The 25,919-nt window shown below is 72.5% G+C and carries 26 protein-coding genes; 14 read left to right on the top strand and 12 right to left on the bottom strand.

Features of this window, described 5'->3' with window-relative positions; translation table 11 throughout:
* Positions 1-128 precede the first annotated feature (128 nt).
* Both QMF80_RS29765 and QMF80_RS29760 read right to left on the bottom strand, forming a co-directional pair.
* Positions 129-803: a response regulator transcription factor gene (locus tag QMF80_RS29765; protein ID WP_283458815.1), complete on the bottom strand. Its 675-nt coding sequence runs from the start codon at positions 801-803 to the stop codon at positions 129-131.
* A gap of 23 nt (positions 804-826) precedes the next feature.
* Complete coding sequence (locus tag QMF80_RS29760) at positions 827-2,020, bottom strand: sensor histidine kinase (protein ID WP_283458813.1); 1,194 nt, start codon at positions 2,018-2,020, stop codon at positions 827-829.
* Between the two features lie 106 nt (positions 2,021-2,126).
* On the opposite strand from QMF80_RS29760, the gene QMF80_RS29755 reads away from it, so the two are divergent.
* Positions 2,127-3,113 carry an SAM-dependent methyltransferase gene (locus QMF80_RS29755; RefSeq protein ID WP_283458811.1) on the top strand — a complete coding sequence of 329 codons (987 nt, stop codon included), beginning with the start codon at positions 2,127-2,129 and terminating at the stop codon, positions 3,111-3,113.
* A 252-nt stretch (positions 3,114-3,365) separates the two neighbouring features.
* On the opposite strand, the gene QMF80_RS29750 is transcribed toward QMF80_RS29755, so the two are convergent.
* Both QMF80_RS29750 and QMF80_RS29745 read right to left on the bottom strand, forming a co-directional pair.
* Positions 3,366-4,913, bottom strand: coding sequence for a M28 family metallopeptidase (locus QMF80_RS29750; protein WP_283458809.1), 1,548 nt, complete (start codon positions 4,911-4,913; stop codon positions 3,366-3,368).
* Between the two features lie 286 nt (positions 4,914-5,199).
* Positions 5,200-6,324, bottom strand: coding sequence for a DUF5937 family protein (locus tag QMF80_RS29745; protein WP_283458807.1), 1,125 nt, complete (start codon positions 6,322-6,324; stop codon positions 5,200-5,202).
* A 119-nt stretch (positions 6,325-6,443) separates the two neighbouring features.
* On the opposite strand from QMF80_RS29745, the gene QMF80_RS29740 reads away from it, so the two are divergent.
* The gene (locus tag QMF80_RS29740; RefSeq protein ID WP_283458805.1) at positions 6,444-6,653 is read left to right on the top strand and encodes a hypothetical protein; all 210 of its coding nucleotides are present in this window, start codon (positions 6,444-6,446) and stop codon (positions 6,651-6,653) included.
* 63 nt (positions 6,654-6,716) lie between these two features.
* Here the strand turns inward: QMF80_RS29740 and QMF80_RS29735 are convergent, their stop codons facing one another.
* The gene (locus tag QMF80_RS29735) at positions 6,717-7,925 is read right to left on the bottom strand and encodes a threonine aldolase family protein (RefSeq protein WP_283458804.1); all 1,209 of its coding nucleotides are present in this window, start codon (positions 7,923-7,925) and stop codon (positions 6,717-6,719) included.
* A 161-nt stretch (positions 7,926-8,086) separates the two neighbouring features.
* Here QMF80_RS29735 and QMF80_RS29730 point away from each other — a divergent pair, with 161 nt between their 5' ends.
* Genes QMF80_RS29730 through QMF80_RS29710 form a run of 5 tightly spaced genes read left to right on the top strand, consistent with a single transcriptional unit; the run spans position 8,087 to position 13,609 of the window.
* Positions 8,087-9,052, top strand: a complete 966-nt coding sequence (locus QMF80_RS29730; RefSeq protein WP_283458802.1) for a Rossmann-like and DUF2520 domain-containing protein — start codon at positions 8,087-8,089, stop codon at positions 9,050-9,052.
* On the top strand, positions 9,049-10,050 hold the full coding sequence (panC, locus tag QMF80_RS29725) for a pantoate--beta-alanine ligase (RefSeq protein WP_283458801.1): 1,002 nt from the start codon (positions 9,049-9,051) through the stop codon (positions 10,048-10,050). The genes QMF80_RS29730 and panC overlap by 4 nt, the downstream gene beginning before the upstream one ends.
* Positions 10,047-11,804, top strand: coding sequence for an L-aspartate oxidase (locus QMF80_RS29720; protein WP_283458800.1), 1,758 nt, complete (start codon positions 10,047-10,049; stop codon positions 11,802-11,804). Before panC ends, QMF80_RS29720 begins: the two co-directional genes overlap by 4 nt.
* 2 nt (positions 11,805-11,806) lie before the next feature.
* Positions 11,807-12,799: a carboxylating nicotinate-nucleotide diphosphorylase gene (gene nadC / locus QMF80_RS29715; protein ID WP_283458799.1), complete on the top strand. Its 993-nt coding sequence runs from the start codon at positions 11,807-11,809 to the stop codon at positions 12,797-12,799.
* Positions 12,800-13,609, top strand: coding sequence for a type III pantothenate kinase (locus tag QMF80_RS29710; protein ID WP_283458797.1), 810 nt, complete (start codon positions 12,800-12,802; stop codon positions 13,607-13,609).
* A gap of 88 nt (positions 13,610-13,697) precedes the next feature.
* On the opposite strand, the gene QMF80_RS29705 is transcribed toward QMF80_RS29710, so the two are convergent.
* Together QMF80_RS29705 and QMF80_RS29700 are read right to left on the bottom strand one after the other, a co-directional pair.
* Positions 13,698-14,030, bottom strand: a complete 333-nt coding sequence (locus tag QMF80_RS29705) for a winged helix-turn-helix domain-containing protein (protein ID WP_283458796.1) — start codon at positions 14,028-14,030, stop codon at positions 13,698-13,700.
* Positions 14,027-14,446, bottom strand: coding sequence for a hypothetical protein (locus tag QMF80_RS29700; protein WP_283458794.1), 420 nt, complete (start codon positions 14,444-14,446; stop codon positions 14,027-14,029). The genes QMF80_RS29705 and QMF80_RS29700 overlap by 4 nt, the downstream gene beginning before the upstream one ends.
* A gap of 176 nt (positions 14,447-14,622) precedes the next feature.
* On the opposite strand from QMF80_RS29700, the gene QMF80_RS29695 reads away from it, so the two are divergent.
* The 5 genes from QMF80_RS29695 to QMF80_RS29675 all read left to right on the top strand — a co-directional run bounded on the left by QMF80_RS29695 (position 14,623) and on the right by QMF80_RS29675 (position 17,102).
* Positions 14,623-15,219 carry a hypothetical protein gene (locus QMF80_RS29695; protein ID WP_283458792.1) on the top strand — a complete coding sequence of 199 codons (597 nt, stop codon included), beginning with the start codon at positions 14,623-14,625 and terminating at the stop codon, positions 15,217-15,219.
* Between the two features lie 70 nt (positions 15,220-15,289).
* A complete protein-coding gene (locus QMF80_RS29690) occupies positions 15,290-15,454 on the top strand; it encodes a hypothetical protein (RefSeq protein WP_283458790.1) in 165 nt (54 codons plus the stop codon).
* A gap of 112 nt (positions 15,455-15,566) precedes the next feature.
* The gene (locus QMF80_RS29685; RefSeq protein ID WP_283458788.1) at positions 15,567-15,992 is read left to right on the top strand and encodes a BlaI/MecI/CopY family transcriptional regulator; all 426 of its coding nucleotides are present in this window, start codon (positions 15,567-15,569) and stop codon (positions 15,990-15,992) included.
* Between the two features lie 18 nt (positions 15,993-16,010).
* On the top strand, positions 16,011-16,562 hold the full coding sequence (locus QMF80_RS29680) for an amino-acid N-acetyltransferase (protein ID WP_283458856.1): 552 nt from the start codon (positions 16,011-16,013) through the stop codon (positions 16,560-16,562).
* 198 nt (positions 16,563-16,760) lie between these two features.
* On the top strand, positions 16,761-17,102 hold the full coding sequence (locus QMF80_RS29675; protein ID WP_283458786.1) for a histone-like nucleoid-structuring protein Lsr2: 342 nt from the start codon (positions 16,761-16,763) through the stop codon (positions 17,100-17,102).
* On the opposite strand, the gene QMF80_RS29670 is transcribed toward QMF80_RS29675, so the two are convergent.
* Positions 17,081-17,656, bottom strand: a complete 576-nt coding sequence (locus tag QMF80_RS29670) for an SCO3374 family protein (RefSeq protein WP_283458783.1) — start codon at positions 17,654-17,656, stop codon at positions 17,081-17,083. The genes QMF80_RS29675 and QMF80_RS29670 overlap by 22 nt on opposite strands.
* A 473-nt stretch (positions 17,657-18,129) precedes the next feature.
* Between QMF80_RS29670 and QMF80_RS29665 the strand changes: the two genes are divergently transcribed.
* Positions 18,130-20,655: an ATP-dependent Clp protease ATP-binding subunit gene (locus tag QMF80_RS29665; RefSeq protein ID WP_283458782.1), complete on the top strand. Its 2,526-nt coding sequence runs from the start codon at positions 18,130-18,132 to the stop codon at positions 20,653-20,655.
* 713 nt (positions 20,656-21,368) lie between these two features.
* A complete protein-coding gene (locus QMF80_RS29660; RefSeq protein WP_283458780.1) occupies positions 21,369-21,968 on the top strand; it encodes a M23 family metallopeptidase in 600 nt (199 codons plus the stop codon).
* Positions 21,969-22,019: 51 nt separating this feature from the next.
* On the opposite strand, the gene QMF80_RS29655 is transcribed toward QMF80_RS29660, so the two are convergent.
* The 4 genes from QMF80_RS29655 to QMF80_RS29640 are packed head-to-tail and all read right to left on the bottom strand — an operon-like array spanning position 22,020 to position 25,894.
* On the bottom strand, positions 22,020-23,189 hold the full coding sequence (locus QMF80_RS29655; protein WP_283458778.1) for a LamG domain-containing protein: 1,170 nt from the start codon (positions 23,187-23,189) through the stop codon (positions 22,020-22,022).
* A 59-nt stretch (positions 23,190-23,248) separates the two neighbouring features.
* Positions 23,249-24,562 carry a two-component system sensor histidine kinase CseC gene (gene cseC / locus QMF80_RS29650; RefSeq protein WP_283458776.1) on the bottom strand — a complete coding sequence of 438 codons (1,314 nt, stop codon included), beginning with the start codon at positions 24,560-24,562 and terminating at the stop codon, positions 23,249-23,251.
* The gene (gene cseB / locus QMF80_RS29645; RefSeq protein WP_283458774.1) at positions 24,559-25,269 is read right to left on the bottom strand and encodes a two-component system response regulator CseB; all 711 of its coding nucleotides are present in this window, start codon (positions 25,267-25,269) and stop codon (positions 24,559-24,561) included. Before cseB ends, cseC begins: the two co-directional genes overlap by 4 nt.
* 10 nt (positions 25,270-25,279) lie before the next feature.
* Entirely contained in the window at positions 25,280-25,894 is a 615-nt protein-coding gene (locus tag QMF80_RS29640; protein WP_283458772.1) for a hypothetical protein, read from the bottom strand.
* Positions 25,895-25,919 lie beyond the last annotated feature (25 nt).

Below are 25,919 nucleotides of genomic sequence, written 5' to 3'. Positions count from 1 at the left end.
GGCCCGCCGGAGGCTTCGGGGCGCTGCCCCCTCGTGCCCCTCGCGGAGGGGGCGCCCGTGCGGCTGGTCCTGCCCTCCGGGGGCGCCTCAAACGCCGGCGGGGCTGGATACGGCGCTGGAGGTGGGGGTCAGGTGGGGGTGCCGCCGGCTCGGACCAAGCCTGTTTCGTAGGCCAGGACCACTACCTGCACGCGGTCCCGCAGGCCCAGCTTCGTCAGGATGCGGCCCACGTGCGTCTTGACCGTGGCCTCCGACAGGACCAGCCGTCCCGCGATCTCCCCGTTCGACAGGCCCTGGGCCACCAGCAGCATGACCTCCCGCTCGCGCTCCGTCAGCCGCTCGACCTCCTTGTTCCGCGGCTCCGACGAGGTCGTCGGCAGCATCGGGGCGAACCGGTCCAGCAGCCGCCGCGTGGTCGACGGGGCGACCACCGCGTCACCGGAGTGCACCGAGCGGATCGCGGCCAGCAGCTCCCCCGGCGGCACGTCCTTCAGCATGAACCCGCTCGCCCCCGCCTTCAGCCCCGAGAACGCGTACTCGTCCAGGTCGAAGGTGGTCAGGATGATCACCTTGGGGTGCTCGTCCGGCTCGCAGATCCGCCGTGTCGCCTCGACCCCGTCGAGCTTCGGCATGCGGACGTCCATCAGCACCACGTCGACCTTGGTCGCCCGCAGTACTTCCAGCGCCTCCAGCCCGTTCCCCGCCTCGGCCACCACTTCCATGTCCGGCTGTGCGGCGAGCACCATCCGGAAGCCGGTGCGCAGCAGCACCTGGTCGTCGACGAGCATCACTCGGATGGACATCAGTTACCTCGTCCTCATCGTTATTACTTCTTCAGCGGGAGCAGTGCGCTGATCCGGAAGCCGCCGCCGGGCCGCGGGCCCGCGTCCAGGGTGCCGCCGACCATACCGACCCGCTCGCGCATGCCGATCAGGCCGTGCCCGGCGCCGTCCGCGCCGCCGTCCTGGTACAGCTCGTGGGCCGCGCCCCGCCCGGTGTCCTCGACGAGCAGGCCGAGCCCGTCGTCGAAGTAGACCAGCCGGACGCTCGCGCTGGCCTCGGGTCCGCCGTGCTTGCGGGTGTTGGTGAGGGCTTCCTGGACGATCCGGTACGCCGTCAGTTCGACCCCGGTCGGCAGCGGGCGCGGGGCGCCCTCGACCTCGAAGTCGACGGTGAGTCCGGCCGTACGGACCTGCTCGACCAGCACCTCGATCTGCTCGACGTCGGGCTGCGGCACGTAGTCCTCGGAGTCCTGGGGCTCCCCGGTGCGCAGCACGCCCAGCAGGCGGCGCATCTCGGCGAGCGCCTGCCGTCCGGTGCCGGAGATGGTCTGGAGGGCTTCCTTGGCCTGCTCGGGGGCGGCGTCCATGACGTAGGCGGCGCCGTCGGCCTGGACGACCATCACCGAGACGTTGTGGGCGACGACGTCGTGCAGCTCGCGGGCGATCCGGGCGCGCTCGGCGGCGACCGCGATCTTGGCCTGCGCGGCGCGTTCGCCTTCGAGGCGCTCGTTGCGCTCGACCAGCTGGGCGTAGTACGCCCGCCGTGTGCGCAGGGAGTCGCCGAGCACCCAGGCCAGCGCGAACGGGACCATCAGCATGAGGACGAAGAAGACGTCGGAGTAGACGCCGTTCTTGTCCACGCCCCAGCGCACGGCGGTGACGGGGGCGGCGAGCAGCCCGAGCGCGAGCGCGGTGCGGGAGATCCAGGGGGGGACCTCGCCGGCGGCGACGGTGTAGAGGATGACCAGCATGGCGAGGTTGGCCAGGTTCGGCTGGGAGCCGGTCGCGAGCTGGAAGGCGCCCGTCCCGACGGTGAGCCAGAACATGGGCCGGGTCCATTTGCGGCGCAGCGCCACGACCGCCGACAGCGCGAAGACGGTCGGTACGGCGACCAGCCGTTCGCGGGTCGAGTGGTAGCTCCCGGATACCTGCAGCATCGACATCCCGAAGAGGAGGACAGCCCAGAAGCTGTCGACGCCCGTCGGGTGTCTGCGGAGGAAGTCGTAGAGGCGCTGCACGTAACCCAGCGTAGGGACAGGTGATAGGTGTTGGAGTCAACCACAGGTGCGATCCGTGCGCGGGAGGTGTACTCCCCAAGGTGGACTCGCCCGTAGCCTGTGGGCGATGAGCACTGAGGGTGAAGGCACGGAGCCGGTTCGGTGGCGGACCGCGATGGAGGCCGCGCTGTACGGGCCGCAGGGGTTCTACGTCCGGCCGGGCGGCCCGGGTCCGGCGGGGCATTTCCGTACGTCCGTGCACGCGTCCCCGCTGTTCGCGGGGGCGGTGGCCCGGCTGCTGCTGTGGGTGGACGCGGAGCTGGGGCGTCCGGCGGAGCTGGACCTGGTCGACGTGGGGGCCGGGCGCGGGGAGCTGCTGACGGGGGTGCTGGCGGCGCTGCCGGTGGAGGTGGCGGCGCGGGTACGGGCGTACGGGGTGGAGCGGGCCGCCGAGCCGCAGGGGCTCGACCCGCGGATCCGGTGGGTGGCCCGGCCGCCGGGGCGGACCCGGGGGCTGCTCTTCGCCAACGAGTGGCTCGACAACGTACCGCTGGACGTGGCGCGGGACGGTCGGTACGTGCTGGTCGCGCCCGACGGTACGGAGTCCACGGGCGGGCCGCTGGAGGAGGCGGACCGGCTCTGGCTGGAGCGGTGGTGGCCGCGGGCCGGGGCGGAGCCCGGGGAGCGGGCCGAGATCGGGCGGGCCCGGGACGAGGCGTGGGCGGCGGCCGTCGCGGGGGTGGAGCGGGGGCTGGCGGTGGCGGTGGACTACGCGCACACCCGGGAGGCGCGGCCCCCGTACGGAACCCTGACCGGGTTCCGGGCGGGGCGGGAGGTTCCGCCGGTCCCGGACGGCAGCTGCGACGTCACCGCGCACGTGGCGCTGGACGCCTGCGCGGGCGCGGGGGCCGGGCTGCTGACCCAGCGGGAGGCGCTGGGGGCGCTCGGGGTGTCGGGGGCCCGGCCGCCGCTGGCGCTCGCCTCCTCGGATCCGGCGGCGTACGTGCGGGGGCTCGCGGGCGCGGGGGAGGCGGCGGAGCTGACCGGGGCCGGGGGGCTGGGGGACTTCGGGTGGCTGGTCCAGCCGGTGGGCCTGGCGGCCTGGCCGGGCTGACCGCGGCCCGGGGCCGGCCGGGGCCGTCCACTGTCGGCCCTTTCCCGCAGCGCCGGACGATGCGGCTTCGCCGCGTGGGGCGCCGCCCGGGCCCGGTTCTCGAACGCCGGACGGGCCGAGGCGGCCGGGTGGGCCGCGGGGGGCAAGGGGCGGGGAAACGGGTTCCGCCCGGGCCCCTTTCCGGCACGCCGGGCGGGCTGCGAGAGCCCTGGCGGTGTGCGGCGGGGTCCGGGCGGAGTCTGGCGGAAGGGGTTACTGGGTCACGCCGTCGTGGCCCGCGTGGAGGCCGCCACCGCTGCCGGAACCACCGGTCGGGTGGGACGTGACCGGCTGGGTCAGCGGAGCCAGGTCGTAGGCGTAGTGCCCGACCGCGTTCGCGATGACGTCGACGTTGATGTCGAGCGCCTTCTGGTCGATGTTGGTGATGTCGTCACCCTTGGCGTGGTAGTTCACGTCGTAGGCGACTCCGGCCGTGCCGCCGAACTTCGCGGCCTGCTCCGGCGTCTTGATGCCCTCGGCCCCGGTGAACGTACCGCCCGAGGGGATGCCGACCCCGATGAACGGGCCGTAGTCAGAGCGGCCCGAGAAGTCCGTGCCCTCGTGGGGGACCTTCTTGGAGTCGAGGAAGTCGGTGATCCCCTTCTCCAGCTGCGCCGAGCCCGCCGGGCCGGGGCCCGAGCCGGTGGCGTCCGAGTCGTCGCCGTCGTAGACGAAGTACGCGGAGTTCGGCGAGGCGATCATGTCGAAGTTCAGGTAGAGCTTGATCTGCTTCTGCTGCTCGGGAGTCAGCGAGGCGACGTAGGCCTCGGAGCCGAGGAGGCCGTACTCCTCCGCCGACCACCAGGCGAACTTCACCTTGTTCTTGACCTTCGACTGGCTGCTCGCGAGCCGCTGCGCGACCTGGAGGATGCCCGCCGAGCCGGAGCCGTTGTCGTTGATCCCGGGGCCCGCCGCGACCGAGTCGAGGTGCGCGCCGAGGAAGACGGTGTTGTCCGCGTCGCCGCCCCTGGTCTCCGCGATGACGTTGTACGTCTTGCGGTTCTCGCGCAGCTCCCGCAGGTCCAGGGTGACCTCGACCGGGGCGGACGCCAGGTCGGCGACGAGCTTCTCGCCGTCCGCCTGGCTGATGCCGCCGGTGGGGACCTTGCCCACGGCCGGGTCGCCCAGGGTGCCGTTCAGGGCGCCGTCGGTGTTGTTGAAGATGATCGCGCCGACCGCTCCGGCGGCGGCCGCGTTGGTCTGCTTGACGGCGAAGGTGCAGCCGCCGCGCTTGACCAGCGCGATCTTTCCCGTGAAGGTGCCCGGGGCGAAGTCGCCCGGCTCGCAGCCGTTGCTGCCGTCCGCGTCGACGGGGGCGGCGGCCAGCTGGGCGGTCACACCGGCCGCGGGGCCGCTGGCGGTGTAGGTCATCAGGTGGATCGGGACGTCGTGGGGCGCGCCGCCGTTCACCTTCAGGGTCTGGGCGATGGCCTCGACGTACACGAAGTCGAACTCGTTCTTCGTGACCGTGTAGCCCGCCGCCTTGAGGACCTGGCCGATGTACGTCGCCGACTGCTCGTGGCCCTTCGAACCGGCCACCCGGGTGCCGTTGTTGTAGTCCGCGATGGACTGCAGGACCTTCAGGTGGTTGTAGGCCCCCTTCCCCGTCGCGTCGGCGACCAGCTTCCGCGCCAGCGCGTCACCGAGGGCGGCGTCGCTGGCCGGGGACGTGGCTCCGGCCGGTCCGGCGAGCAGCAGCGGGGACATGATCGCTGCGGCCGCCAGGGCGGCGGTGGCTGCGGCTATACGGCGTGAGGGCATGCAGAAGTCCTTTCACGACAAGCGGGGAAGGCGGGCAAGGCAACGCAAGACAAGGCAACGCAACGCGAGCGGAAGTCAGTCGGCGGAAACTGTGAAGAACCTGTGTGGCCGATGCGACGCACGTTATGCACCAACGGGCCGCTCTGGCCAGGGTTTTCACTGATTCCGGTTTATGAATTCCGTTTATCGGAACGTCGATACGGGCCCGGCCGACGAATTCGGGCCAGTACCGGACACTGCTCCCGACCTGGCCCCGACCAGGACCTGACCTGGCTCTGGCCTGGGTCTACCGCAGGATTCCCTCGATAAAGTCCGAGCCGATCCGGGCCACCGTGGCCAGATCCAGCTCATGCTGTACGTAGCGCCCTTGGCGCCGCGTCCGCAACAGTCCGGCCTTCTTCAGCACGGACAGATGACGCGAGACCTCGGGCGCGGATATCCCGTACGAGGCGGCCAGTTCGCTGGTCGTATAGGGAGCCCGCGCCAGACTTCGGCACAGCCGCATCCGCATCGGATGGGCCAGCGCCTCCATCCGCCGCTGGAGCAGTTCCACCGACCCGGGGGCCGAGGCCAGTTCGGGCGAACCGAGCGGATAGTGCACCACCGGCCGCCAGCCGGGCGCGTGCAGGACCATCAGGTGCGGCCAGCCGAAGTGCGTGGGGACGAAGACCAGCCCGGCCCCGATCCGCGGATCGGTCGCCGTCGCCGAGCCGTTGACCATCTTGTCCACAGTGACGACCCGCTCCGCCGGGTCCACGCTCAGCGCGGCCGAGACCTCCCGCAGCGCGGCGGGCAGCCCCTTGTGGCGCAGTACCTCCGCCTTGTGCCGCGCGTCCGCGCTCTGCCGCGGTTCGATCCGCCGCCAGGTCTGCGCGAAGAAGGCCTCGTCGCAGTCCTCCAGGAGCCTGCGCAGCCAGCCCCGGACCGCCGCCGTGTCGTCCAGCAGCCGCAGCGAGAAGGCCAGCTGGCGCGGGCCGCGCGCGGCGGCCGCCTCCAGCGCCTTGGTCCGGGCCGCCGGGTCGGTCAGCGGGGACGCCGCCGTGCCCTCGTTGTAGAGCGCGAGCCAGCAGTGCTCCAGGGCGGCCATCACGAACCGCTCGTCGTCCAGCCGGTCGAGTACGTCCAGCTCCTCGGCGAGCGTGGCGGCGGGCCGCCCGGTGCCGCCGGGGATCCCCGCGAAGGGCATGAAGATGTCCGAGAAGGAGCCGCGCCACATGAAGTCGCCCTCCAGCAGCCGGTCGGCGAGGCACGGGTCCAGCGCGGCGGTGGTGGCGGTGGTCCAGGAGTGCAGCCCGGGGTGGTGGGCGGGCTGCGAGAGCGCGTGCAGCGCCATGCACAGCTCCGCCAGTGGCGAGGGCGCGAAGGCGATCCGCCCGGTGGGCAGCCCGACGATGTCGATGGTGACGCTCATGGGTCCATTCTGGCCGGTCAGCGGACCGGACGGCGGGCGCGGGGCGCGCCGCAATGGGCCGATTGACGGTACCGGTCAATCGGCGGGCACGGCGCGGCCGGGCGCGTGAGGGTGGAGGCATGACCGCCATCGAGCAGTACCTCGTCGACACCTACCGGGCCGCGCAGCAGGGCGTTCCGGCCCCGCCCGAGCCGGGCCGCGGGGACCTTGCGGCCCTGCGTGCGGTCCGGACGTACGGACGGTTCCAGGCCGTACTGGACGGCCGGGACGTCCACCGGCCGTGGCGGGCCGCCCTGCGCCGGCTGGTGCGGCGGGGGGCGGCCCGCTGAGGCCGGCCGGGTCGGCCCGAGCCCCGGGCGGGGCCGTGCCTCACAGGCCGGCGGGGCCGTGCCTCACATGCTGGCGGGGCCGGGTCCGCCCGGGCCGGGGCCTCCGTCGGACGCCGGGGCGTCGAGGCCCTCGATGCGGGTGACGAAGGCGTCGACCGCGGTGCGCACGTCCTGGGCCGTCCAGGACAGGGCCTCCTGGGTGACCGTCAGTTCCGCGAGCGCCAGCCCGGGCGGGCCCTCCGCCCACCAGCGGCCGAACAGCTGGGTCCCGGTCTCCTCCGCGAGCCGCACCGACGCCTCCGTCAGGGCGTCCGCGTCGTAGGCCGCCCACACGTGGAACTGGTGGGTCGTCGGCTCCTGCGGCTGGATCCGGAACCACGGCAGCCGCGAGGCCTCGAAGCCCTCCCGCAGGGCCCGCGCGACCACCTTGGCGTGCTCCACGTACGACGGCAGCCTCGGCAGCTCCCGCTCCAGCCCGGCCAGCGCGCTCAGCGCCTGCGGGTACTGGCGGAACATCTGGCCGCCGTACCGGTGGCGCCAGACCCGCGCCTCCTCGACCAGCGAGCGCGACCCGGCCAGCGCGGCCCCGCTCAGGCCGCCCAGCGACTTGTAGAAGGACACGTACACGCTGTCCGCGAGCGCCGCGATCTCCGGCAGGGTCTTCCCGAAGTGGACGGTGGTCTCCCACAGCCGCGCCCCGTCGAAGTGGATGACGGCGTCCCGCTCCCGGCCCGCCGCGACCAGCTCCTCCAACTCCTCCCAGGTCGGCAGGATGAACCCCGGATCGCGCAGCGGCAGCTCCAGCATCAGCGTGCCGAACGGCTCCGGGTGCTCCCGTACCTCCGCGGCCGTCGGCTGGCGCACCTCGGTCGTCGGGTACACCGTCCGCAGCCCCGATACGACGCCCAGCGCGCCGTCCTCGTGCGCCTCGGGGTGGCTGCGCGGATGCAGGGCCACCACCGGGTTGCCGGTGCGCCCCGCCCAGCTGCGCAGGGCGGCCTGCTGGGCCATGGTCCCGGACGGGAAGTACGCCGCGTCCTCGGTGCCCAGCAGCTCCGCGACCCGCCGCTCCAGCTCCGCGACCACCCCGTCGCCGTAGATGTCGGGCTCCTCCTCAGGGTCCCGGCCCAGCAGCGCGGGCAGGGCCGCGAGGTCCGCGAGCTGCTCGGTGATGGTCCGGGCCGAGCCGCCGGAGAGCCTGCGCTCCGCGCCCCGGAAGGCGGCCTGGCGGCGCTTCTTCCGCGCCGCGTCGTCGTCCTTGTCATAAGCCATGGCCCGATCCTCGCCGACGGGCCCCGCCGGGTACGACCGGGTTTCGCCCCGGGGCCCCCGCCGCGGGCCGGACGGGCCACGACGGGCTCCGGCGGCAGGGCCTACGATGGCGGCGTATCGTCCGGTACCCCCCGCGGACTGGAACGGAAGGCTCACCCCGCGTGAACACACCTCATCAGACGGAGCCACGGGATCCGTCCGCCCGCCCCGCCCGGCTCACCGTCGGCGTCGTCGGCGCCGGACGTGTCGGCCCGGCCCTGGCCCGCGCGCTCCAGCAGGCCGGACACCGGCCCGTGGCCGTCTCCGGCGTCTCCGACGCCTCCCGGCGCCGGGCCGCCGAGCTGCTGCCCGACGTGCCGCTGGTCACCCCCGGCGAGGTCCTCGCCCGGGCCGACCTGGTCCTGCTGACGGTCCCGGACGACACGCTTCCCGCGCTCGTCGAGGGCCTCGCAGAGACCGGCGCGATCCGCCCCGGCCAGCTCCTCGTGCACACCTCCGGGCGCTACGGGACGGCCGTACTGGACCCCGCGCGCCGCGCCGGGGCCCTGCCGCTCGCCCTGCACCCCGCGATGACCTTCACCGGGACCATGGTCGACGTCCAGCGGCTGGCGGGCTGCTCCTTCGGGGTGACCGCCCCCGACGAGCTGCGCCTGGCCGCCGAGGCGCTGGTCATCGAGATGGGCGGGGAAGCCGAATGGATCGCGGAGGAGTCCCGTCCGCTCTACCACGCGGCCCTCTCCCTCGGCGCGAACCACCTGGTCACCCTGGTGGCCCAGGCCATGGAACTGCTGCGCACCGCCGGGGTCGAGCACCCCGACCGGATGCTCGGCCCGCTGCTCGGCGCGGCCCTCGACAACGCCCTGCGCTCCGGTGACGCGGCGCTGACCGGCCCGGTCGCCCGCGGTGACGCCGGTACGGTCGCGGCCCACGTCTCCGAGCTGCGCAAGCACGCCCCCGCCACGGTCGCGGGCTACCTCGCGATGGCCCGTACGACCGCCGACCGCGCCCTCGCGCACGGGCTGCTCAAGCCGGAACTGGCCGAGGACCTGCTCGGCGTACTCGCCCGGGAAGCCGAGGACCCGTTCGGCTCCGGCGACCGGGACGCCCCGGGAGGGGGCCCGCGATGACGGACCTGCTGTCCACCGCCGGGGAACTGCACGCGCTGCCCCGCGCCCAGGCCGCCCCGCGCGTCGTGGTCATGACCATGGGCGCCCTCCACGAGGGCCACGCCACCTTGATCCGCACCGCCCGCGAGCGCGCCGGAGCGGCCGGCCAGGTCATCGTGACCGTCTTCGTGAACCCCCTCCAGTTCGGGGCGGGCGAAGACCTCGACCGCTACCCGCGCACCCTCGCCGCCGACCTGGACATCGCCGCGGCGGCGGGCGCCGACGCCGTGTTCGCCCCCACCGCCGACGAGGTCTACCCGGGCGGCGAGCCGCAGGTACGGATCAGCGCCGGCCCCATGGGCACCCGGCTGGAGGGCGCCGTCCGCCCCGGCCACTTCGACGGCATGCTGACCGTCGTCGCCAAACTGCTCCACCTCACCCGCCCCGACGCCGCGCTCTTCGGGCAGAAGGACGCGCAGCAACTGGCCCTGATCCGGCGCATGGTGACCGACCTGAACTTCCCCGTCGAGGTGGTCGGCGTACCCACCGTCCGCGAGGCCGACGGGCTCGCGCTCTCCAGCCGCAACCGCTACCTCTCGGACCCCGAGCGGCGCACCGCGCTGGCCCTGTCCCGGGCCCTGGCCGCGGGCCGCGACCGGCTCGCCGCGCAGGCCGCGCTGCGCGAGCGCGCCGCCGCCGGCGCCGTCCCCGCGGGCGACGGCCGCGCCAACGCGCTGGCCCGGCTCGGCGAGTCCCGTGCCTCCGCCGACGCCCACGCGGTCGCCGCCGCCCACCGCGGGCTGCCCGAGGCGGTACGCACCGCCGCCCGCCAGGTACTGGAGGAGGCGGGACGTGACACACCACCCCTGCTCCTGGACTACCTGGCGCTGGTGGACCCCGCAGACTTCACCGAGGTCGGTCCCGGTCACGCCGGGCCCGCCGTACTGGCCGTCGCCGCGAAACTCGGCACGACCAGGCTGATCGACAACATTCCATTGGAGTTCGGAGCACACTCGTGAGCACTGGCAGTGGTGGCGCAGGTACCCCGGCGGGCGGTACCGGCATACGGCTGCACGCCCCCGCCCCCGGCTGGTCCGTCGAGGCGGACGTCGTCGTCGTCGGCTCCGGCGTGGCGGGCCTGACGGCCGCGCTGCGCTGCGCGGCCGCGGGCCGCCGTACCGTCGTGGTGACCAAGGCCCGGCTGGACGACGGCTCCACGCGCTGGGCGCAGGGCGGCATCGCCGCCGCCCTCGGCGAGGGCGACACCCCCGAACAGCACCTGGACGACACCCTGGTGGCGGGCGCGGGCCTGTGCGACGAGGAGGCCGTGCGCCTGCTGGTCACCGACGGGCCCGGCGCGGTGCGCCGGCTCATGGAGGCGGGCGCCGTCTTCGACACCTCCGCGGAGACCGGCGAGATCGAGCTGGCCCGTGAGGGCGGCCACCACCGCCGCCGGATCGCGCACGCGGGCGGCGACGCCACCGGTGCGGAGATCTCCCGGGCGCTCGTGGAAGCCGTACAGGCGGCGGGCATCGAGACCGTCGAGAACGCCCTCGTCCTGGACCTGCTGACCGACGCCGAGGGCCGCACGGCCGGGGTGACCCTGCACGTCATGGGCGAGGGCCAGCACGACGGCGTGGGCGCCGTCCACGCGCCCGCCGTGATCCTGGCGACCGGCGGCATGGGCCAGGTGTTCTCCGCGACCACCAACCCGTCGGTGTCCACGGGCGACGGCGTGGCCCTCGCGCTGCGCGCCGGGGCCGAGGTCTCCGACCTCGAATTCGTGCAGTTCCACCCGACGGTGCTCTTCCTGGGCGCCGGCGCCGAGGGCCAGCAGCCGCTGGTGTCCGAGGCCGTCCGCGGGGAGGGCGCCCACCTCGTCGACGCCGACGGGGTCCGCTTCATGACCGGCCAGCACGAACTCGCCGAGCTGGCCCCGCGCGACATCGTCGCCAAGGGCATCATGCGCCGCATGCAGGAGCAGGGCGTCCACCACATGTACCTGGACGCCCGGCACTTCGGCGCCCGGATGTGGGAGCAGCGCTTCCCCACCATCCTGGCCGCCTGCCGCGCCCACGGCATCGACCCGGTGACCGAGCCGATCCCGGTCGCGCCCGCCGCGCACTACGCGAGCGGCGGCGTCCGCACCGACCTGCACGGACGGACCACCGTCCCCGGCCTGTACGCCTGCGGCGAGGTGGCCTGCACCGGCGTGCACGGCGCGAACCGGCTCGCCTCCAACTCCCTGCTGGAGGGCCTGGTCTTCGCCGAGCGGATCGCCGAGCACATCACGAACGCGGTCCCGCACCGCCCCGCCTCCACCGGCCCGGGCATCCCCGTCCCCTCCACGGGTCCGCTGCTGCCCGGCGAGGCCCGCCTGGAGGTCCAGCGGATCATGACGGAGGGCGCGGGCGTCCTGCGCTCCGCCGACTCCCTGCGCGGCGCGGCCACCGCCCTGGAGTCCCTCTACGCCGCCGCGCTGCACGACCTGGACGTCCACGGCAAGACGGCCGAGCCCGGCACCGACACCTGGGAGGCCACCAACCTCCTGTGCGTGGCCCGGGTGCTGGTCGCCGCCGCGCTGCGCCGCGAGGAGACCCGCGGCTGCCACTGGCGCGAGGACCACCCCGACCGCGACGACGCGGCCTGGCGCCACCACCTCGTCGTCCGGCTGTCCCGCGCCGAGAAGCGCGCCCTGGTCGTGACCGCCACCGACTCCGCGGACTTCCCGTCCGTACGCCACCCCCTGGGCCCCGAGAGCATGGAGCAGTAACCGTGAGCACCCCCGAGCACCACGAGCACACCGAACTCCCCCTGATCGACAACGAAGACGGCGCGGGCGGCTGCGGCGACGACTGCGGCTGCGGCGGCGGCGAGGAGTCCGGCCTGGACCCGGCGCTCGCCGAACTGCTCGCCGACGCGGGCCTGGACCCCATCGAGGTCGAGGACATCGCCCACATGGCGCTCTCCGAGGACCTCGACGGCGGGGTGGACGTCACCAGCGTCGCCACCGTCCCCGAGGACGCCGTCGCCACCGCCGACTTCACCGCGCGCGAGGCGGGCGTCGTGGCGGGCCTGCGGATCGCGGAGGCCGTGCTCTCGGTGGTCTGCACCGAGTCGTTCGAGGTCGAGCGGCACGCGGAGGACGGCGACCTGGTCGAAGCGGGCCAGGTGCTGCTCTCCGTACGGGCCCACACCCGCGACCTGCTGACCGGTGAGCGCAGCGCGCTGAACCTGCTGTGCCGCCTCTCCGGCATCGCGACCGCCACCCGCCGCTGGGCGGACGTCCTGGAGGGCACCGGAGCCAAGGTCCGCGACACCCGCAAGACCACCCCGGGCCTGCGCGCGCTGGAGAAGTACGCGGTCCGCTGCGGCGGCGGCGTCAACCACCGCATGTCGCTGTCGGACGCCGCGCTGGTGAAGGACAACCACGTGGTGGCCGCGGGCGGCGTGGCCCAGGCCTTCAAGGCCGTACGGGAGGCCTTCCCCGAGGTCCCGATCGAGGTCGAGGTCGACACCCAGGCCCAGGTCACCGAGGCGCTGGAGGCGGGCGCGGACCTGATCCTGCTCGACAACTTCACCCCGGAGCAGACCGCGGCGGCCGTGACCGCCGTGTCGGGCCGCGCGGTGCTGGAGTCCTCCGGCCGCCTGACCCTGGAGACCGCCCGCGCGTACGCCGAGACCGGCGTCGACTACCTGGCCGTCGGCGGGCTCACCCACTCCTCGCCGATCCTGGACATCGGCCTGGACCTGCGCGAGGAGCGGTAGATGCTGCTCACCATCGACGTCGGCAACTCCCAGACGGTCCTGGGGCTGTTCGACGGGGACGAGATCGTCGAGCACTGGCGGGTCTCCACCGACCCGCGGCGCACCGCCGACGAACTGGCCGTGCTGATGCAGGGCCTGATGGGCATGCACCCGATGCTCGGCAACGAGCTGGGCGACGGCATCCACGGCATCTCGATCTGCTCCACGGTCCCCTCCGTGCTGCACGAGCTGCGCGAGGTCACCCGCCGCTACTACGGGGACGTTCCTGCGGTCCTGGTGGAGCCGGGCATCAAGACGGGCGTGCCGATCCTGACGGACAACCCGAAGGAGGTCGGCGCGGACCGCATCATCAACGCGTGCGCGGCCGTCGAGCTGTACGGCGGCCCGGCGATCGTCGTGGACTTCGGTACGGCGACCACCTTCGACGCGGTCTCCACGAAGGGCGAGTACGTGGGCGGGGTGATCGCTCCGGGCATCGAGATCTCCATGGACGCCCTGGGCGTCCGGGGTGCGATGCTCCGCAAGATCGAGCTGGCCCGCCCGCGCAACGTCATCGGCAAGTCCACGGTCGAGGCCATGCAGTCGGGCGTGGTCTACGGCTTCGCGGGCCAGGTCGACGGCGTGGTCACCCGCATGGCGAAGGAGCTCGTCGGGCCGACGGGCGACCCGGACGACGTCCGCGTCATCGCCACGGGCGGCCTGGCCCCGATGGTCCTCGCCGACTCCTCGGTGATCGACGAACACGAGCCCTGGCTCACCCTCATCGGCCTGCGTCTGGTCTACGAACGCAACGCGCCCAACTTCGCGTAGCGGTCCGGGCCGCACGCGCCTCGAACGCCGGCGGGCTGGAGACAGCCCCGGTCGGCGTTCGAGGCGCGGCAGGGCGCGGCAGGAACCGTCAGAGAGCGGCAGGGAGCGGCGGGGAGGAGCCCTGCCCGGCCGCGATCGCCCGCAGCGCGCTCACGTGGCGGGCGTACACGGTACGGCCCTCCGCGGTCAGCGAGAGCCAGGTGCGCGGGCGGCGGGCCACCCGGCCCTTGTGGACCGCGACCCAGCCCGCCCCCTCCAGCGCGGACACCTGCTTCGACAGCTGCGAGTCGCTCACCTCGACCAGATCCCGGACGGACCCGAACTCGGCCCGCTCGACGGGCGCCAGCGCCGCCACCACCGACAGCCGCACGGGCGCGTTGAGCAGCGGGGCCAGGTCGTGCCGCGGATGGCTGCCCGTCACCGGGCGCGCCGGAGTCCGAGCAGCGCGCCCACCGCGGGCGGCAGCGCGCACGCCACCGCGGCGGTCACCGCGAAGGCCGGGGAGGAGCCGAAGGCGGCCACGCCCAGCGAGACGGTCAGGGTGAACAGCACCGCCCAGGTCCCGGTGATCACCGCGTGCAGGATCCCGAACCCGCGCCGCACCGCCTCCTGATGGGCGGCGAACACGCTCAGGCCGGTCACCAGCAGCGCGTTGGTCAGCCCGAAGGCGACGGCCGAGGCGACCCCCTGCCAGAGCACCGCCATGGGGACGAGCACCAGCTGCCCGGCGGTGAAGGCCCACAGGTAGCGCGCGTACCAGCCGCTGCCCCGGCGGGGGGCCGTCCCCACCCCGGCCGCGCGGCCCAACCGGCTTCCGGCGTCCGCTGATTCCGGCATGACTCCCCCTGTGGTCGGCTGCCGGAGCGCTGAGCGACCCCCGGTACTTTCCAGACTGGCGTCAGCTTTCCACCCCGGCAAGTACCGGGGGCCGGAAGCAGCCCTCCGCTTTCCGCCGCCGCGCCGGAAACGGATGGCTAGGGGAATTTTGTCCGATTAGCGCGTATCTTCGGGCCATGCCCACGCCCTACGGACCCCGCGGCGGCATGGCGTTCAGTGCTGCCGAGCTGCATGTGCTCCGGCGCTCGCTCGCCCACGCCCTCCCATCCTCCACGGCCCCCCTGTCGGCCGCCGAGGTCCAGGACTGCCTGCGCCTGGCGCGGTCCGTGGACGAGGCGGCCGCGGAGACGGTCAGACTCAGAGATTTCCTCGTCGCGGACCTGGGCCGCTACCGACAGGCCCTCCCCGGCTCGTTGCCCGGCTACCTGGAGCTGCTCCAGGAGGCCCTGGCCGCCGGGTACGAGCCCGTGCCGGACGATCTGGCCGCCCTGCGAGCCCTGCGCGGCAACTCGGCCGCCGCCGCGCTGCTGGACCGGGCCGGGCGGGTCGCCGAGCACTCCGTACGGCGCCGTCTGGCCGCCCCGCGCACCCGCCTGCGCGCCCTGGCCGGGGGCAAGGAGGACGAGCCGCCCGCCCGGCCGTCCCCGCCGGAGCCCCCGGCCGGCCCCGACGGCCCCGACGGCCCGGAACGGCCCGTACCCAAGCCCAGCGAGGTCTTCCCGCCGCGGCGCCACCCCGTCCCGCCCCCGGCGTCCCGGCGCATGTACGGCTAGTGCCGTGACCGGGAAGGTGCACCGCGACCCGGCACACCTTCCGGGCCACAGCACTGGCTACGCTGGGGGCATGGACTACGTATCCGCGCTCGTGCCCCCCCTCGTGATGGCCGTGTTGTTCATCCTGCTCGTCAGGACGATCGTGAAGAGCCAGGGCGGTGCCAACAAGGCCAAGGAGGACGCGGCGGTCGACGCCGTGCTCGCCCGGGCCGAAAGCGCCCGCCAGCAGAACTGAGAGGGCCCGGCGGGGCCCCCGGGCGTGCGGCGGGCGGCCGTACGCCCGATTTTGTTGCGCGCCCCGGCCGGATCGCCGGGCGATCCCGGACATTCCGCACTATCGTGCTGGTGTGCCTCGTCCCCTGGGAGAACTCGAAGACGCGGTCATGACGCGGGTGTGGCAGTGGAACCGCCCGGTCACCGTCCGGGAAGTACTGGAAGACCTCCAGCAGGAACGGTCCATCGCCTACACGACGGTCATGACCGTTATGGACAATCTCCACCAGAAGGGCTGGGTCCGCCGGGAAGCCGAAGGCCGCGCCTATCGATATACCGCGGTCTCCACCCGCGCCGCCTACTCGGCCGCACTGATGAACGAGGCCTGGTCCACCAGCGACAACCCCGCGGCCGCCCTCGTCGCCTTCTTCGGGATGATGTCGTCGGAACAGCGCGAGGCCCTGAGGGCCGCCGTCCAGCTCGTCCAGGGCGATGACGCGCCCGCCGCCGCCGAAACCCGTGCCGATACCGATGAGCGCCGCGGTGAGCCGGGGCGATAGCGTCCGGGCATGGAAGGCATGGAAGACGATTCGCGTCGGGGCCCGGTCCCGGACGCTGCAAATGCAAAAGCAGTGACGATCCGCCGCGCCCGCACCGGCGACGTTCCCGCACTGCGCCGCCTGCTCGACCAGTACGTACAGCAGCGGATCCTGCTCGACAAAGCCCCGGTCACCCTTTACGAGGACATCCAGGAGTTCTGGGTCGCGGAACGCGAAGCCGACGGGCGGGTAGTGGGCTGCGGCGCTCTTCACGTCATGTGGGAAGACCTCGCGGAAGTACGCACTCTCGCCGTCGACCGCGATCTCAAGGGCGGCGGCGTCGGTCATCAGGTGCTCGACAAGTTGGTGCACACGGCCCGGGCGCTCGGTGTGCACCGGGTTTTCTGTCTGACCTTCGAAGTGGACTTCTTCGCGAAGCATGGCTTCATCGAGATCGGCGGGACGCCGGTCGACACGGATGTCTACAGCGAGCTGCTGCGCTCCTATGACGAGGGTGTCGCCGAGTTCCTGGGTCTCGAACGAGTGAAGCCGAACACCTTGGGCAACAGTCGGATGCTTCTGCACCTGTGATCGGTCGGATCGGCGCCCCGATCCGAACCCGATCGATCGGAGCGGCTTTTACGGTCCTCCGCCCGCCTGTGGCCTATGTCCGAATCGCGCACGTTTCCCGTCCTGTTGAGTCCCTGAACCTCGACCCGGGGGTTTGTGTTTTCCAGGGAAAAGCGGTTTCCTTTCCGCGTACTGCATTTTCGATGAAAGGAAATCCCGGTGGCACAGAAGGTTCAGGTCCTTCTTGTCGACGACCTCGACGGTGGCGAGGCGGACGAGACCGTGACGTTCGCTCTGGACGGCAAGACCTACGAGATCGACCTCACCACCGCCAACGCTGAAAAGCTCCGCGGTCTGCTCGACCCGTACACCAAGGGCGGACGCCGCACCGGCGGGCGCGCCGCCGCCGGTCGCGCCAAGGGCGGCCGTACGGCCGCGGCGGCCGGAAACCCGGACACCGCGGAGATCCGCGCCTGGGCGAAGGCCAAGGGCCTCAGCGTGAACGACCGCGGACGCGTTCCGTCCGATATCCGCGAGGCTTACGAAAACGCCAAGGGCTGATTCGGCGCGCCTCGCAGGGGCACGCCGGAGCCGTAAGACCGCCTGAGCCGCGCACGGTGGCATTCCGTCGCCGCCGCGCCGACCAGGCGGACGAGATCGGGCCTCGCGCCCTGCCCCGGACCGGGCAGGGCCGGCAGCAGTACGTCACACCCCTGCTCGGGGGGCCGCAGCCACACGGCGGCCCCCCGAGGACTTTCCCCGGCCGCACCCGGGGGAGCGGGGGCGGTCATCCGGCCACCCGCGCCCAGGGCGGTCAGGTCCAGGGCCACCCCGCCCCATTCCAGCCAGTCGAGCAGCCCCTCCAGCTCGTCCGCGCTGCCCGCGGCCACCAGGAACCGCATCCGGCGGCCCATGAGCGCCACCGGACCCGTGGCCAGGGGTCTGCGCAACAGCTCCGCCCCGGCATTCGCGGGCAGCTCCAGCACGTCGAACCGCGTCCCGGTGACCAGCTGCGCGGGCGTCCCGCCCGCGACCGTCCAGCCGAGCACCCGCTCGTACCAGAGGGCGTGCGCCTGCTCGGGCGCGACGCGGGGCAGCGGGACGGTGAGGGCCATGACGGGAGCAACTCCCGCGGCGCCCAGGAGTTACGGCCGACGTCACGCACCGCACACGAATCAATGCGGAACGTAAACATCCGTAAGCCCGGCGTCTCGCATTCGGGACGGAAGTGTGTTCGCCCTTAGCGGAGGGAGTGGGCGGTGTCGGCATGGAGTGTCAGTCCCGACGGGTAGGACATCCCTTGTGGAGCGGGGCGAGAACGGGATGAGAGGCCGATTTGACCCCTCTCCGTTCGCCATCGGCGTACACGTGTGACGGGTATCTGCCTGGCCTGCGGGAACATCGTCTCGCACCATCGGGTTGGAGCAGTTGTCGGCTGTGTATGGCGGAGATTCCCCACCGAGTGGGGTGAGCCGCGGACGGATGTCGGCAGTTGGAATGAGCTGTCCCGCCCCGCGGGACTAGCATGCGGAAGGACAGGGCGGGGACCGACCCCGAACTGCCCGACCGCTCTGAGGAGCGATAAACGATGTTCGAGAGGTTCACCGACCGCGCGCGGCGGGTTGTCGTCCTGGCTCAGGAAGAAGCCCGGATGCTCAACCACAACTACATCGGCACCGAGCACATCCTCCTGGGCTTGATCCACGAGGGTGAGGGTGTCGCCGCTAAGGCCCTGGAGAGCCTCGGGATTTCGCTCGAGGCTGTTCGTCAGCAGGTCGAGGAGATCATCGGGCAGGGCCAGCAGGCCCCGTCCGGACACATCCCCTTCACCCCGCGGGCGAAGAAGGTCCTGGAGCTCTCGCTCCGTGAGGCCCTCCAGCTCGGCCACAACTACATCGGCACCGAGCACATCCTGCTCGGCCTGATCCGCGAGGGCGAGGGTGTCGCCGCCCAGGTCCTCGTGAAGCTGGGCGCCGATCTGAACAGGGTTCGGCAGCAGGTCATCCAGCTGCTCTCCGGTTACTCCGGCGGCGGCAAGGAAGCGGCCACCGCGGGCGGCCCGGCCGAGGGCAGCCCCTCGACCTCGCTCGTCCTGGACCAGTTCGGCCGCAACCTCACCCAGGCGGCCCGCGAATCCAAGCTCGACCCGGTCATCGGGCGCGAGAAGGAGATCGAGCGGGTCATGCAGGTGCTGTCCCGCCGCACCAAGAACAACCCGGTCCTCATCGGCGAGCCCGGCGTCGGCAAGACCGCCGTCGTCGAGGGCCTGGCCCAGGCGATCGTCAAGGGCGAGGTGCCCGAGACCCTCAAGGACAAGCACCTCTACACCCTGGACCTCGGTGCGCTCGTCGCCGGTTCCCGCTACCGCGGTGACTTCGAGGAGCGCCTGAAGAAGGTCCTCAAGGAGATCCGCACCCGCGGCGACATCATCCTGTTCATCGACGAGCTGCACACGCTCGTCGGTGCGGGTGCCGCCGAGGGCGCCATCGACGCGGCTTCGATCCTGAAGCCCATGCTGGCCCGCGGTGAGCTCCAGACGATCGGTGCCACCACGCTCGACGAGTACCGCAAGCACCTTGAGAAGGACGCGGCGCTCGAGCGCCGTTTCCAGCCGATCCAGGTGGCGGAGCCTTCCCTCCCCCACACGATCGAGATCCTCAAGGGCCTGCGCGACCGCTACGAGGCCCACCACCGCGTCTCCATCACGGACGAGGCCCTCGTGCAGGCGGCCACCCTGGCCGACCGGTACATCTCGGACCGCTTCCTCCCGGACAAGGCGATCGACCTGATCGACGAGGCCGGATCCCGGATGCGCATCCGCCGGATGACCGCGCCGCCGGACCTCCGTGAATTCGACGAGAAGATCGCGAACGTCCGTCGCGACAAGGAGTCGGCCATCGACTCCCAGGACTTCGAGAAGGCGGCTTCCCTCCGTGATTCGGAGAAGCAGCTGCTGACGGCGAAGGCCAAGCGCGAGAAGGAGTGGAAGGCCGGCGACATGGACGTCGTCGCCGAGGTCGACGGCGAGCTCATCGCCGAAGTCCTCGCGACCGCGACCGGCATTCCGGTGTTCAAGCTGACCGAGGAGGAGTCCTCGCGGCTCCTGCGCATGGAGGACGAGCTCCACCGTCGCGTCATCGGTCAGAAGGACGCCATCAGGGCCCTTTCGCAGGCGATCCGACGGACCCGTGCGGGTCTGAAGGACCCGAAGCGTCCCGGTGGCTCGTTCATCTTCGCCGGTCCGTCCGGTGTCGGTAAGACCGAGCTGTCCAAGACGCTCGCCGAATTCCTCTTCGGCGACGAGGACGCGCTGATCTCCCTCGACATGTCGGAGTTCAGCGAGAAGCACACGGTTTCCCGCCTCTTCGGTTCGCCCCCCGGCTACGTGGGCTACGAAGAGGGCGGCCAGCTGACCGAGAAGGTCCGCCGGAAGCCGTTCTCCGTCGTCCTCTTCGACGAGGTCGAGAAGGCCCACCCGGATATCTTCAATTCCCTGCTGCAGATCCTCGAAGACGGTCGCCTGACCGACTCCCAGGGCCGCGTCGTGGACTTCAAGAACACGGTCATCATCATGACGACCAACCTGGGTACGCGGGACATCTCGAAGGGCTTCAACCTGGGCTTCGCGGCCCAGGGCGACACCAAGAGCGGTTACGACCGCATGAAGGCGAAGGTCAACGAAGAGCTGAAGCAGCACTTCCGGCCCGAGTTCCTGAACCGCGTCGACGACACGGTCGTCTTCCACCAGCTCACGCAGGAAGACATCATCCAGATCGTCGACCTGATGATCGCCAAGGTGGACGACCGCCTCAAGGACCGCGACATGGGCATCGAGCTCAGCGGTGACGCGAAGCAGCTCCTCGCCAAGCGCGGCTACGACCCGATCATGGGTGCGCGTCCGCTGCGCCGCACGATCCAGCGCGAGATCGAGGACATCCTCTCCGAGAAGATCCTCTTCGGTGAGCTGCGCTCCGGTCACATCGTGGTCGTCGGCGTGGAGGGTGAGGGCGAGACCGCCAAGTTCACCTTCCGCGGCGAGGAGAAGGCCACGCTGCCGGACGTTCCCCCGATCGAGGCCACGGGCTCCGGCCCGGACCTGAGCAAGGGCGCGTAAGCGGTAGCCGTTCGCGGCTGTTGTACGAAGGGGCGGGCCCGGAACCGAGAGGTTCCGGGCCCGCCCCTTTCGCATGCGCCCAGTCGAGCCCCGGGAGGAGCCGGGCGATCAGCGCCGGGTCCGCGGGCTCCGGGCCGTCGATCCGCACCGAGCGCCCTCAGGTGGCGCCGGGGGCGGTCCGGTCGAAGGACCAGTCGCCGCGTATCCCGCTCAGTTCCAGGAACGTCAGCTCCGGCCAGCTCTCGGTCGGCTCGGCCACCGCGAGGGCCGTGGGGGGGCGTACGGGGCCAGGAAGGGGACCGCGAGGTCTTCAGCAGCGGAGTCAGCCCGCCCGACGCCAGCCGGATCCCCGCAGCCGATGCGTCCGCGAGGCGAGAGCGTAGCTCCGGGGGCCCGGCGTCGGTCCCGGAACGGGAAGGACGGAGGTCCCGAACCGGTGACAAGCGGCACAGGGCAAATCGGACGTACTACGTGGATTCGTAGACCGGAGGGGGCCTCCCGGTGGCCTCGCCGCCCAGTAAGGACCCGGTCAACAGGCCCGACTGCCCTGCTCTCCGCTACGAGGTCCGGTAGTAATGGGCACTTTTGGGAAGTCGGCGGGGTCCGGGTTACCAAGGATGAGCAGCCCGGCGCACCACTCAGCGCGCCGGGTCGTCCCATGTCCCAGCAGCCACGTCCTCCCGGGCCGGCCGCGTCCCCGGAGGTTCACTCGCATGTCGAAGCGCGCCACGACCCGTCGTATCCGCACCGCCGTCCTCGCCACCGGGCTCGGGGCGGCCCTGGCGCTCGGCGCGGGCACCGCCTTCGCCGACGAGTCCCCGACCGCGCTGACCGGCGCCGCGGGCGTCGTCCAGGCCCAGGCGGCGGCGCAGGCCGCCGTCGCCGGCAAGGCCGCGGCGTGGAAGCTGCCGGTGACGTCGTACACGCTCTCCGCGACCTTCGGCAAGGGCGGCAGCATGTGGTCGCACAAGCACTCCGGCCAGGACTTCGCGGTCCCGGTGGGCACCCCGGTCAGCGCCGCGCACGCGGGCGTCGTCGTCAAGGCGGGCCCGAACGGCGGCGGCGACGGCCCGGCGTACGGCAACGCCGTCGTGATCAAGCACGACAACAACACGTACTCGCAGTACGCCCACCTGTCGAAGATCCAGGTGAAGATCGGCCAGAAGGTCGCCGCCGCCCAGCGCATCGCGCTGTCCGGCAACACCGGCAACTCCTCCGGCCCCCACCTGCACTTCGAGATCCGCACCACCCCGAACTACGGCTCCGCCGTGAACCCGGTGTCCTTCCTGCGCAAGCTCGGCGTCATCGTCTAGTGCCGCGCGGCGGCCTCCGGGCCGACCGAGTGGCCGGCCCGCTCGTGCTGATCAGCTGATCAGCCACGAGTGGGTCGGCTTGACCTCGCTCTTGCCGCCCTTGACGGTCGCCACCTGCGCGGCCGTCAGCGCGCTGTCCCAGACGCGGACGTTGTCCATCGCGCCCGTCCACGCACCGGCCCAGATGTCGTGGTGGCGTGCGCGGCCCAGCTGGATGGGGCCCGGGGCCGCCCAGATCCCGGCCGCCACCGGCACCTCGCCCGCCTGCTTCCCGTCCACGTACAGCTTGATCGTCTTCGTGGTGGCGTCGTAGGTGCCGGTCAGCATCGCCCACGCGCTCGCGGTCTTCAGCCCGTCGGAGGCGACCTGCGCGGTGGTGGCCTCGGCTCCGCCGGAGCCGCTCTGGACGCGGAAGATCCAAGCGTTCTTGCCGTTCACGGCCTCGTGGCCCAGCTCGAACGAGTACGAGACCCCGTCCCCCTGGCTCACCGCTATCCGGGTGCCGCTCTTGGCCGAGGTGTAGACGCGCGCCGCGACGCTGAAGCTCTTGGTGGTGTCCACGGCCTGCCCGGCGCCCTGGGCGTACGAGTTCGGGTTGTCCTTGAAGTGGACCTCGCCGCGCTTGGTGCCCGAGCCCTGCTCGGCCTGCGGGCCGAGCGCGATGTTCGTGGAGCCCGTCCGGTCGCGGAGCAGATTGGCCTGGCCCGGCACCGTGTGCGGATCGTCCCAGGCGGGCTCGCTCGCGGACGGCGACGGGCTCTGCGAGCCCTCGGCCACCGGGCCGGGCTTCGGGCCCGTGCCACCGGAGTCGTTCGTGAGCCAGAGGGTGGCGGCGGCGGCCACGGCGCAGGCCGCGACCGCGGCGCCTATGACGATCAGGCGGCGCCGGGTGCGGCGGCTGGAGGCCGAACGGTCGGCCAACGCCTGCCAGTCGGGCTGGGGCGTGGGGGTGAAGGCCGCACCGGGCTGGGGTCCCGGCTGCTGCTCGGGCGTGAAGGAACCATCCTGCGGATCCTGCTGATAGGGATTCGGCTGCCCGGGCTGCGGATAGCCGTACCCACCCGGTACGGGCGCTTGCGGATAGCCGTACCCGCCCCCCGCGCCGGGGGCGCCGGCTCCCGGGGCCGACGGATAGCCGTAGCCCCCGCTGCCGTTCCCGCCGCCGCTCCAGTTCTCGGGGTCGGGCTGGGGGTTGTTCGGGCGATCCGTACCGTCAGTCATGGCACGGATGTTAAAACATTCCCGCCCCCGCCAGACAGGCCGGACGTCACGAGAAGGCCTCAGCCCGGCAGCTGGATGATCGGGAAGCTGCCCGTCGCGGTCGGGGCGTGCTCCGGGAGCCACAGGACCGCCACCGCGCCCGCCGCCGTGCCCTCGCGGTCGGCTCCGCCCGGCGCCGCCACGTTGCGGAAGGTGAGGCGGGCGCCCAGGACCCGGGCCTGGCCCGCCGCGATCGTCAGGCCCAGCCCGTGGCCGACGCCCGCGCGGTCCGTCGACCCGGTACGGAACCGGCTCGGCCCCTCGCGCAGTAGCGCCTCGGGGAAACCGGGCCCGTGGTCCCGGACGCGCACGACCCGGCCCTCCACGTCGACCTGGATGGGGGCCCGCCCGTACCGCGCCGCGTTCGCGAGCAGATTGCCCAGGATCCGCTCCAGCCGCCGCGGATCCGTGTTCACGATCTCGTCCGCCACGATCCGTACGGTCGCCTCCGGCATCAGCGAGGCCACCCGGCGCCCCACGAACTCGCCCAGCGCCACGTCCTGCAGCTCCGCCCGCTCGGACGCGCTGTCCAGCCGGGCCACCTCCAGGACGTCCTCGACCAGGATCCGCATCGCCTGCGCCCGGTCCCGTACCAGCTCTGTCGGCCGCCCCGGCGGCAGCAGTTCGGCCGCGGTGAGCAGCCCCGTCACCGGGGTGCGCAGCTCGTGCGCGATGTCCGCGGTCACCCGCCGCTCGGCCTCCAGCCGCTCCTGGAGGGTGTCCGCCATGGCGTCCACGGCCCGCGCGAGGTCGTCGGTCTCGTCCCGGACCACCCCGCCGACCGCGTCGCGGACCCGGACCTCGGGGTCGCCGAGGGCGACCCTCCCGGCGGCGGCCGCCGCCTTGCGCAGCCGACGCGAGATCTGGCCGCCGATCAGGACACCGAGCGCGGAACCGCCGATGACCACCGCGAGCGAGCCGACGACCAGGGCCCGGTCCAGGTCGCGCACCATGTTGGCGCTCTGCTGGAACTGCGTGTGCAGCGACAGCACCTGCCCATTGCCGAGGGGGACGGCCGCCCACACCTCCGGGAGGCCCTTGGGCTTCTCCTGGATGTAGGTGCCGCGCCGCCCCGAACGCGCCTTGTCCCGCAGGTCGGCGGGCAGATCCGGGTCGTTGAGCTTGGCGCCCATGGGCGGCTTGCGCCCGGCCTCGGCGTTGCGCGAGATGAACTGCACGCGGTCCAGCTGCACCTCGCGGGCGCTCTCCAGCATCGAGACCCGGGCAGCACTGTGCACCACCAGGCTCAGTGCGAGCGCGGTCAGGGCGCCCACAGCGGCGATGGCGAGGGTGATCTTCCAGCGGATGCCGGTGCGGAAGGTGAAGCTCCTCATGCCTTCAGCTTGTATCCGAAGCCCCGGACCGTCTCGATCCGGTCCTGTCCGATCTTCGTGCGCAGCCGCTGCACGTGGACGTCGACGACCCGGGTGTCGCCGCCCCAGTCGTAGTCCCAGACCCGCTCCAGCAGCCGGTCCCGGGACAGGACGGTGCCGGGCGCGGAGGAGAACTCCAGCAGCAGCCGCATCTCGGTCGGCGTCAGGGCCACCGAGACCCCGGCCTTACGGACCTCCATGCCCTCGGTGTCGACCTCCAGGTCGCCGAAGGACAGCACACCGCGCTCGCCCGCCGCGTCCTCGTCGGCGCCCGAACCCGCGCCGTTCGGCCCGCCCGCATGCCCGAAGCGGCGCAGCACCGCGCGGATGCGGGCGACCAGGACCGAGCCGTCGAAGGGCTTGGTGACGTAGTCGTCGGCGCCCGCCTCCAGACCGAGCACCACGTCGATCGAGTCGGCGCGCGCCGACAGCATGATCACGGGGACGGTGGACTCGTCGCGGATCCGGCGGCACAGGCTGACGCCGTCCATGCCGGGCACCATCACGTCGAGCAGGGCGATGTCGGGCCGGTCGGCCCGGAAGGACTCCAGGCCCGACAGCCCGTCGGGCATGGCGGTGACCACGAACCCGTCGCGCTCCAGCGCCAGGGTCGTGGCCTCACGGATGACGTCGTCGTCCTCCACGAACAGCACGTGGGTCTCGGCCATGCCCGGTCCCTCAGTTCCTCTGCGGTGTCACGGCGGGGGCGGGCTGGCCCACCCCGCCGACATTGCTGTACTCCGAGTGCACGCGGTCGTGCTCGGTGAACTTCTCCCCGCTCCAGCGGTAGGTGATCACGTCTTCGCCGGTGGCGTACGCCTCGGCCTTGCCGTAGATCTGCTTGCTCACGACCAGGTCGCCCCGGTCGATCTCCGCGTAGACGGGCGGGGCCTCGTCCGAGAACACATTCTCGTACTTTCCGCCCTCCGGCTTGTACACGTACGCGCCCACGCCGATCGCGTCCGAGCAGGACAGGATGTTGACCACGAGGTCGGTGTCCGGGCTCCCGGTGACCTTCCCGTAGCTGACGTCCACCGGGTAGTCCTTGCCCGAGCAGGGCTTGAGGTCCCGCTTGACCGCGTCACTGACCTTCGGGTCGGCCCGCACCAGCGCCACCACGTCGACCTTCTTGAAGGCCGAGGGCGACGGCTGCGCGGAGGGTGCGGTGGACGGCGAGGTCTTCGACACGGACTCGGTGCGCGCCGGACCGCCGTCCCGCAGCCCGGTGCCGCCGGTGGAGCAGCCGACCGCGAACAGCACAGTGCCGACGAGGATGACCATCCCCGTCGACATCAGTACCAGCGGGCTCCCGCCCCGG

The organism is Streptomyces sp. G-G2 (genome assembly GCF_030063135.1).
Classification (GTDB): domain Bacteria; phylum Actinomycetota; class Actinomycetes; order Streptomycetales; family Streptomycetaceae; genus Streptomyces.
The sequence above is the reverse complement of the archived record's forward strand: the minus strand, read 5'-3'. Positions and strand labels throughout refer to the sequence as shown.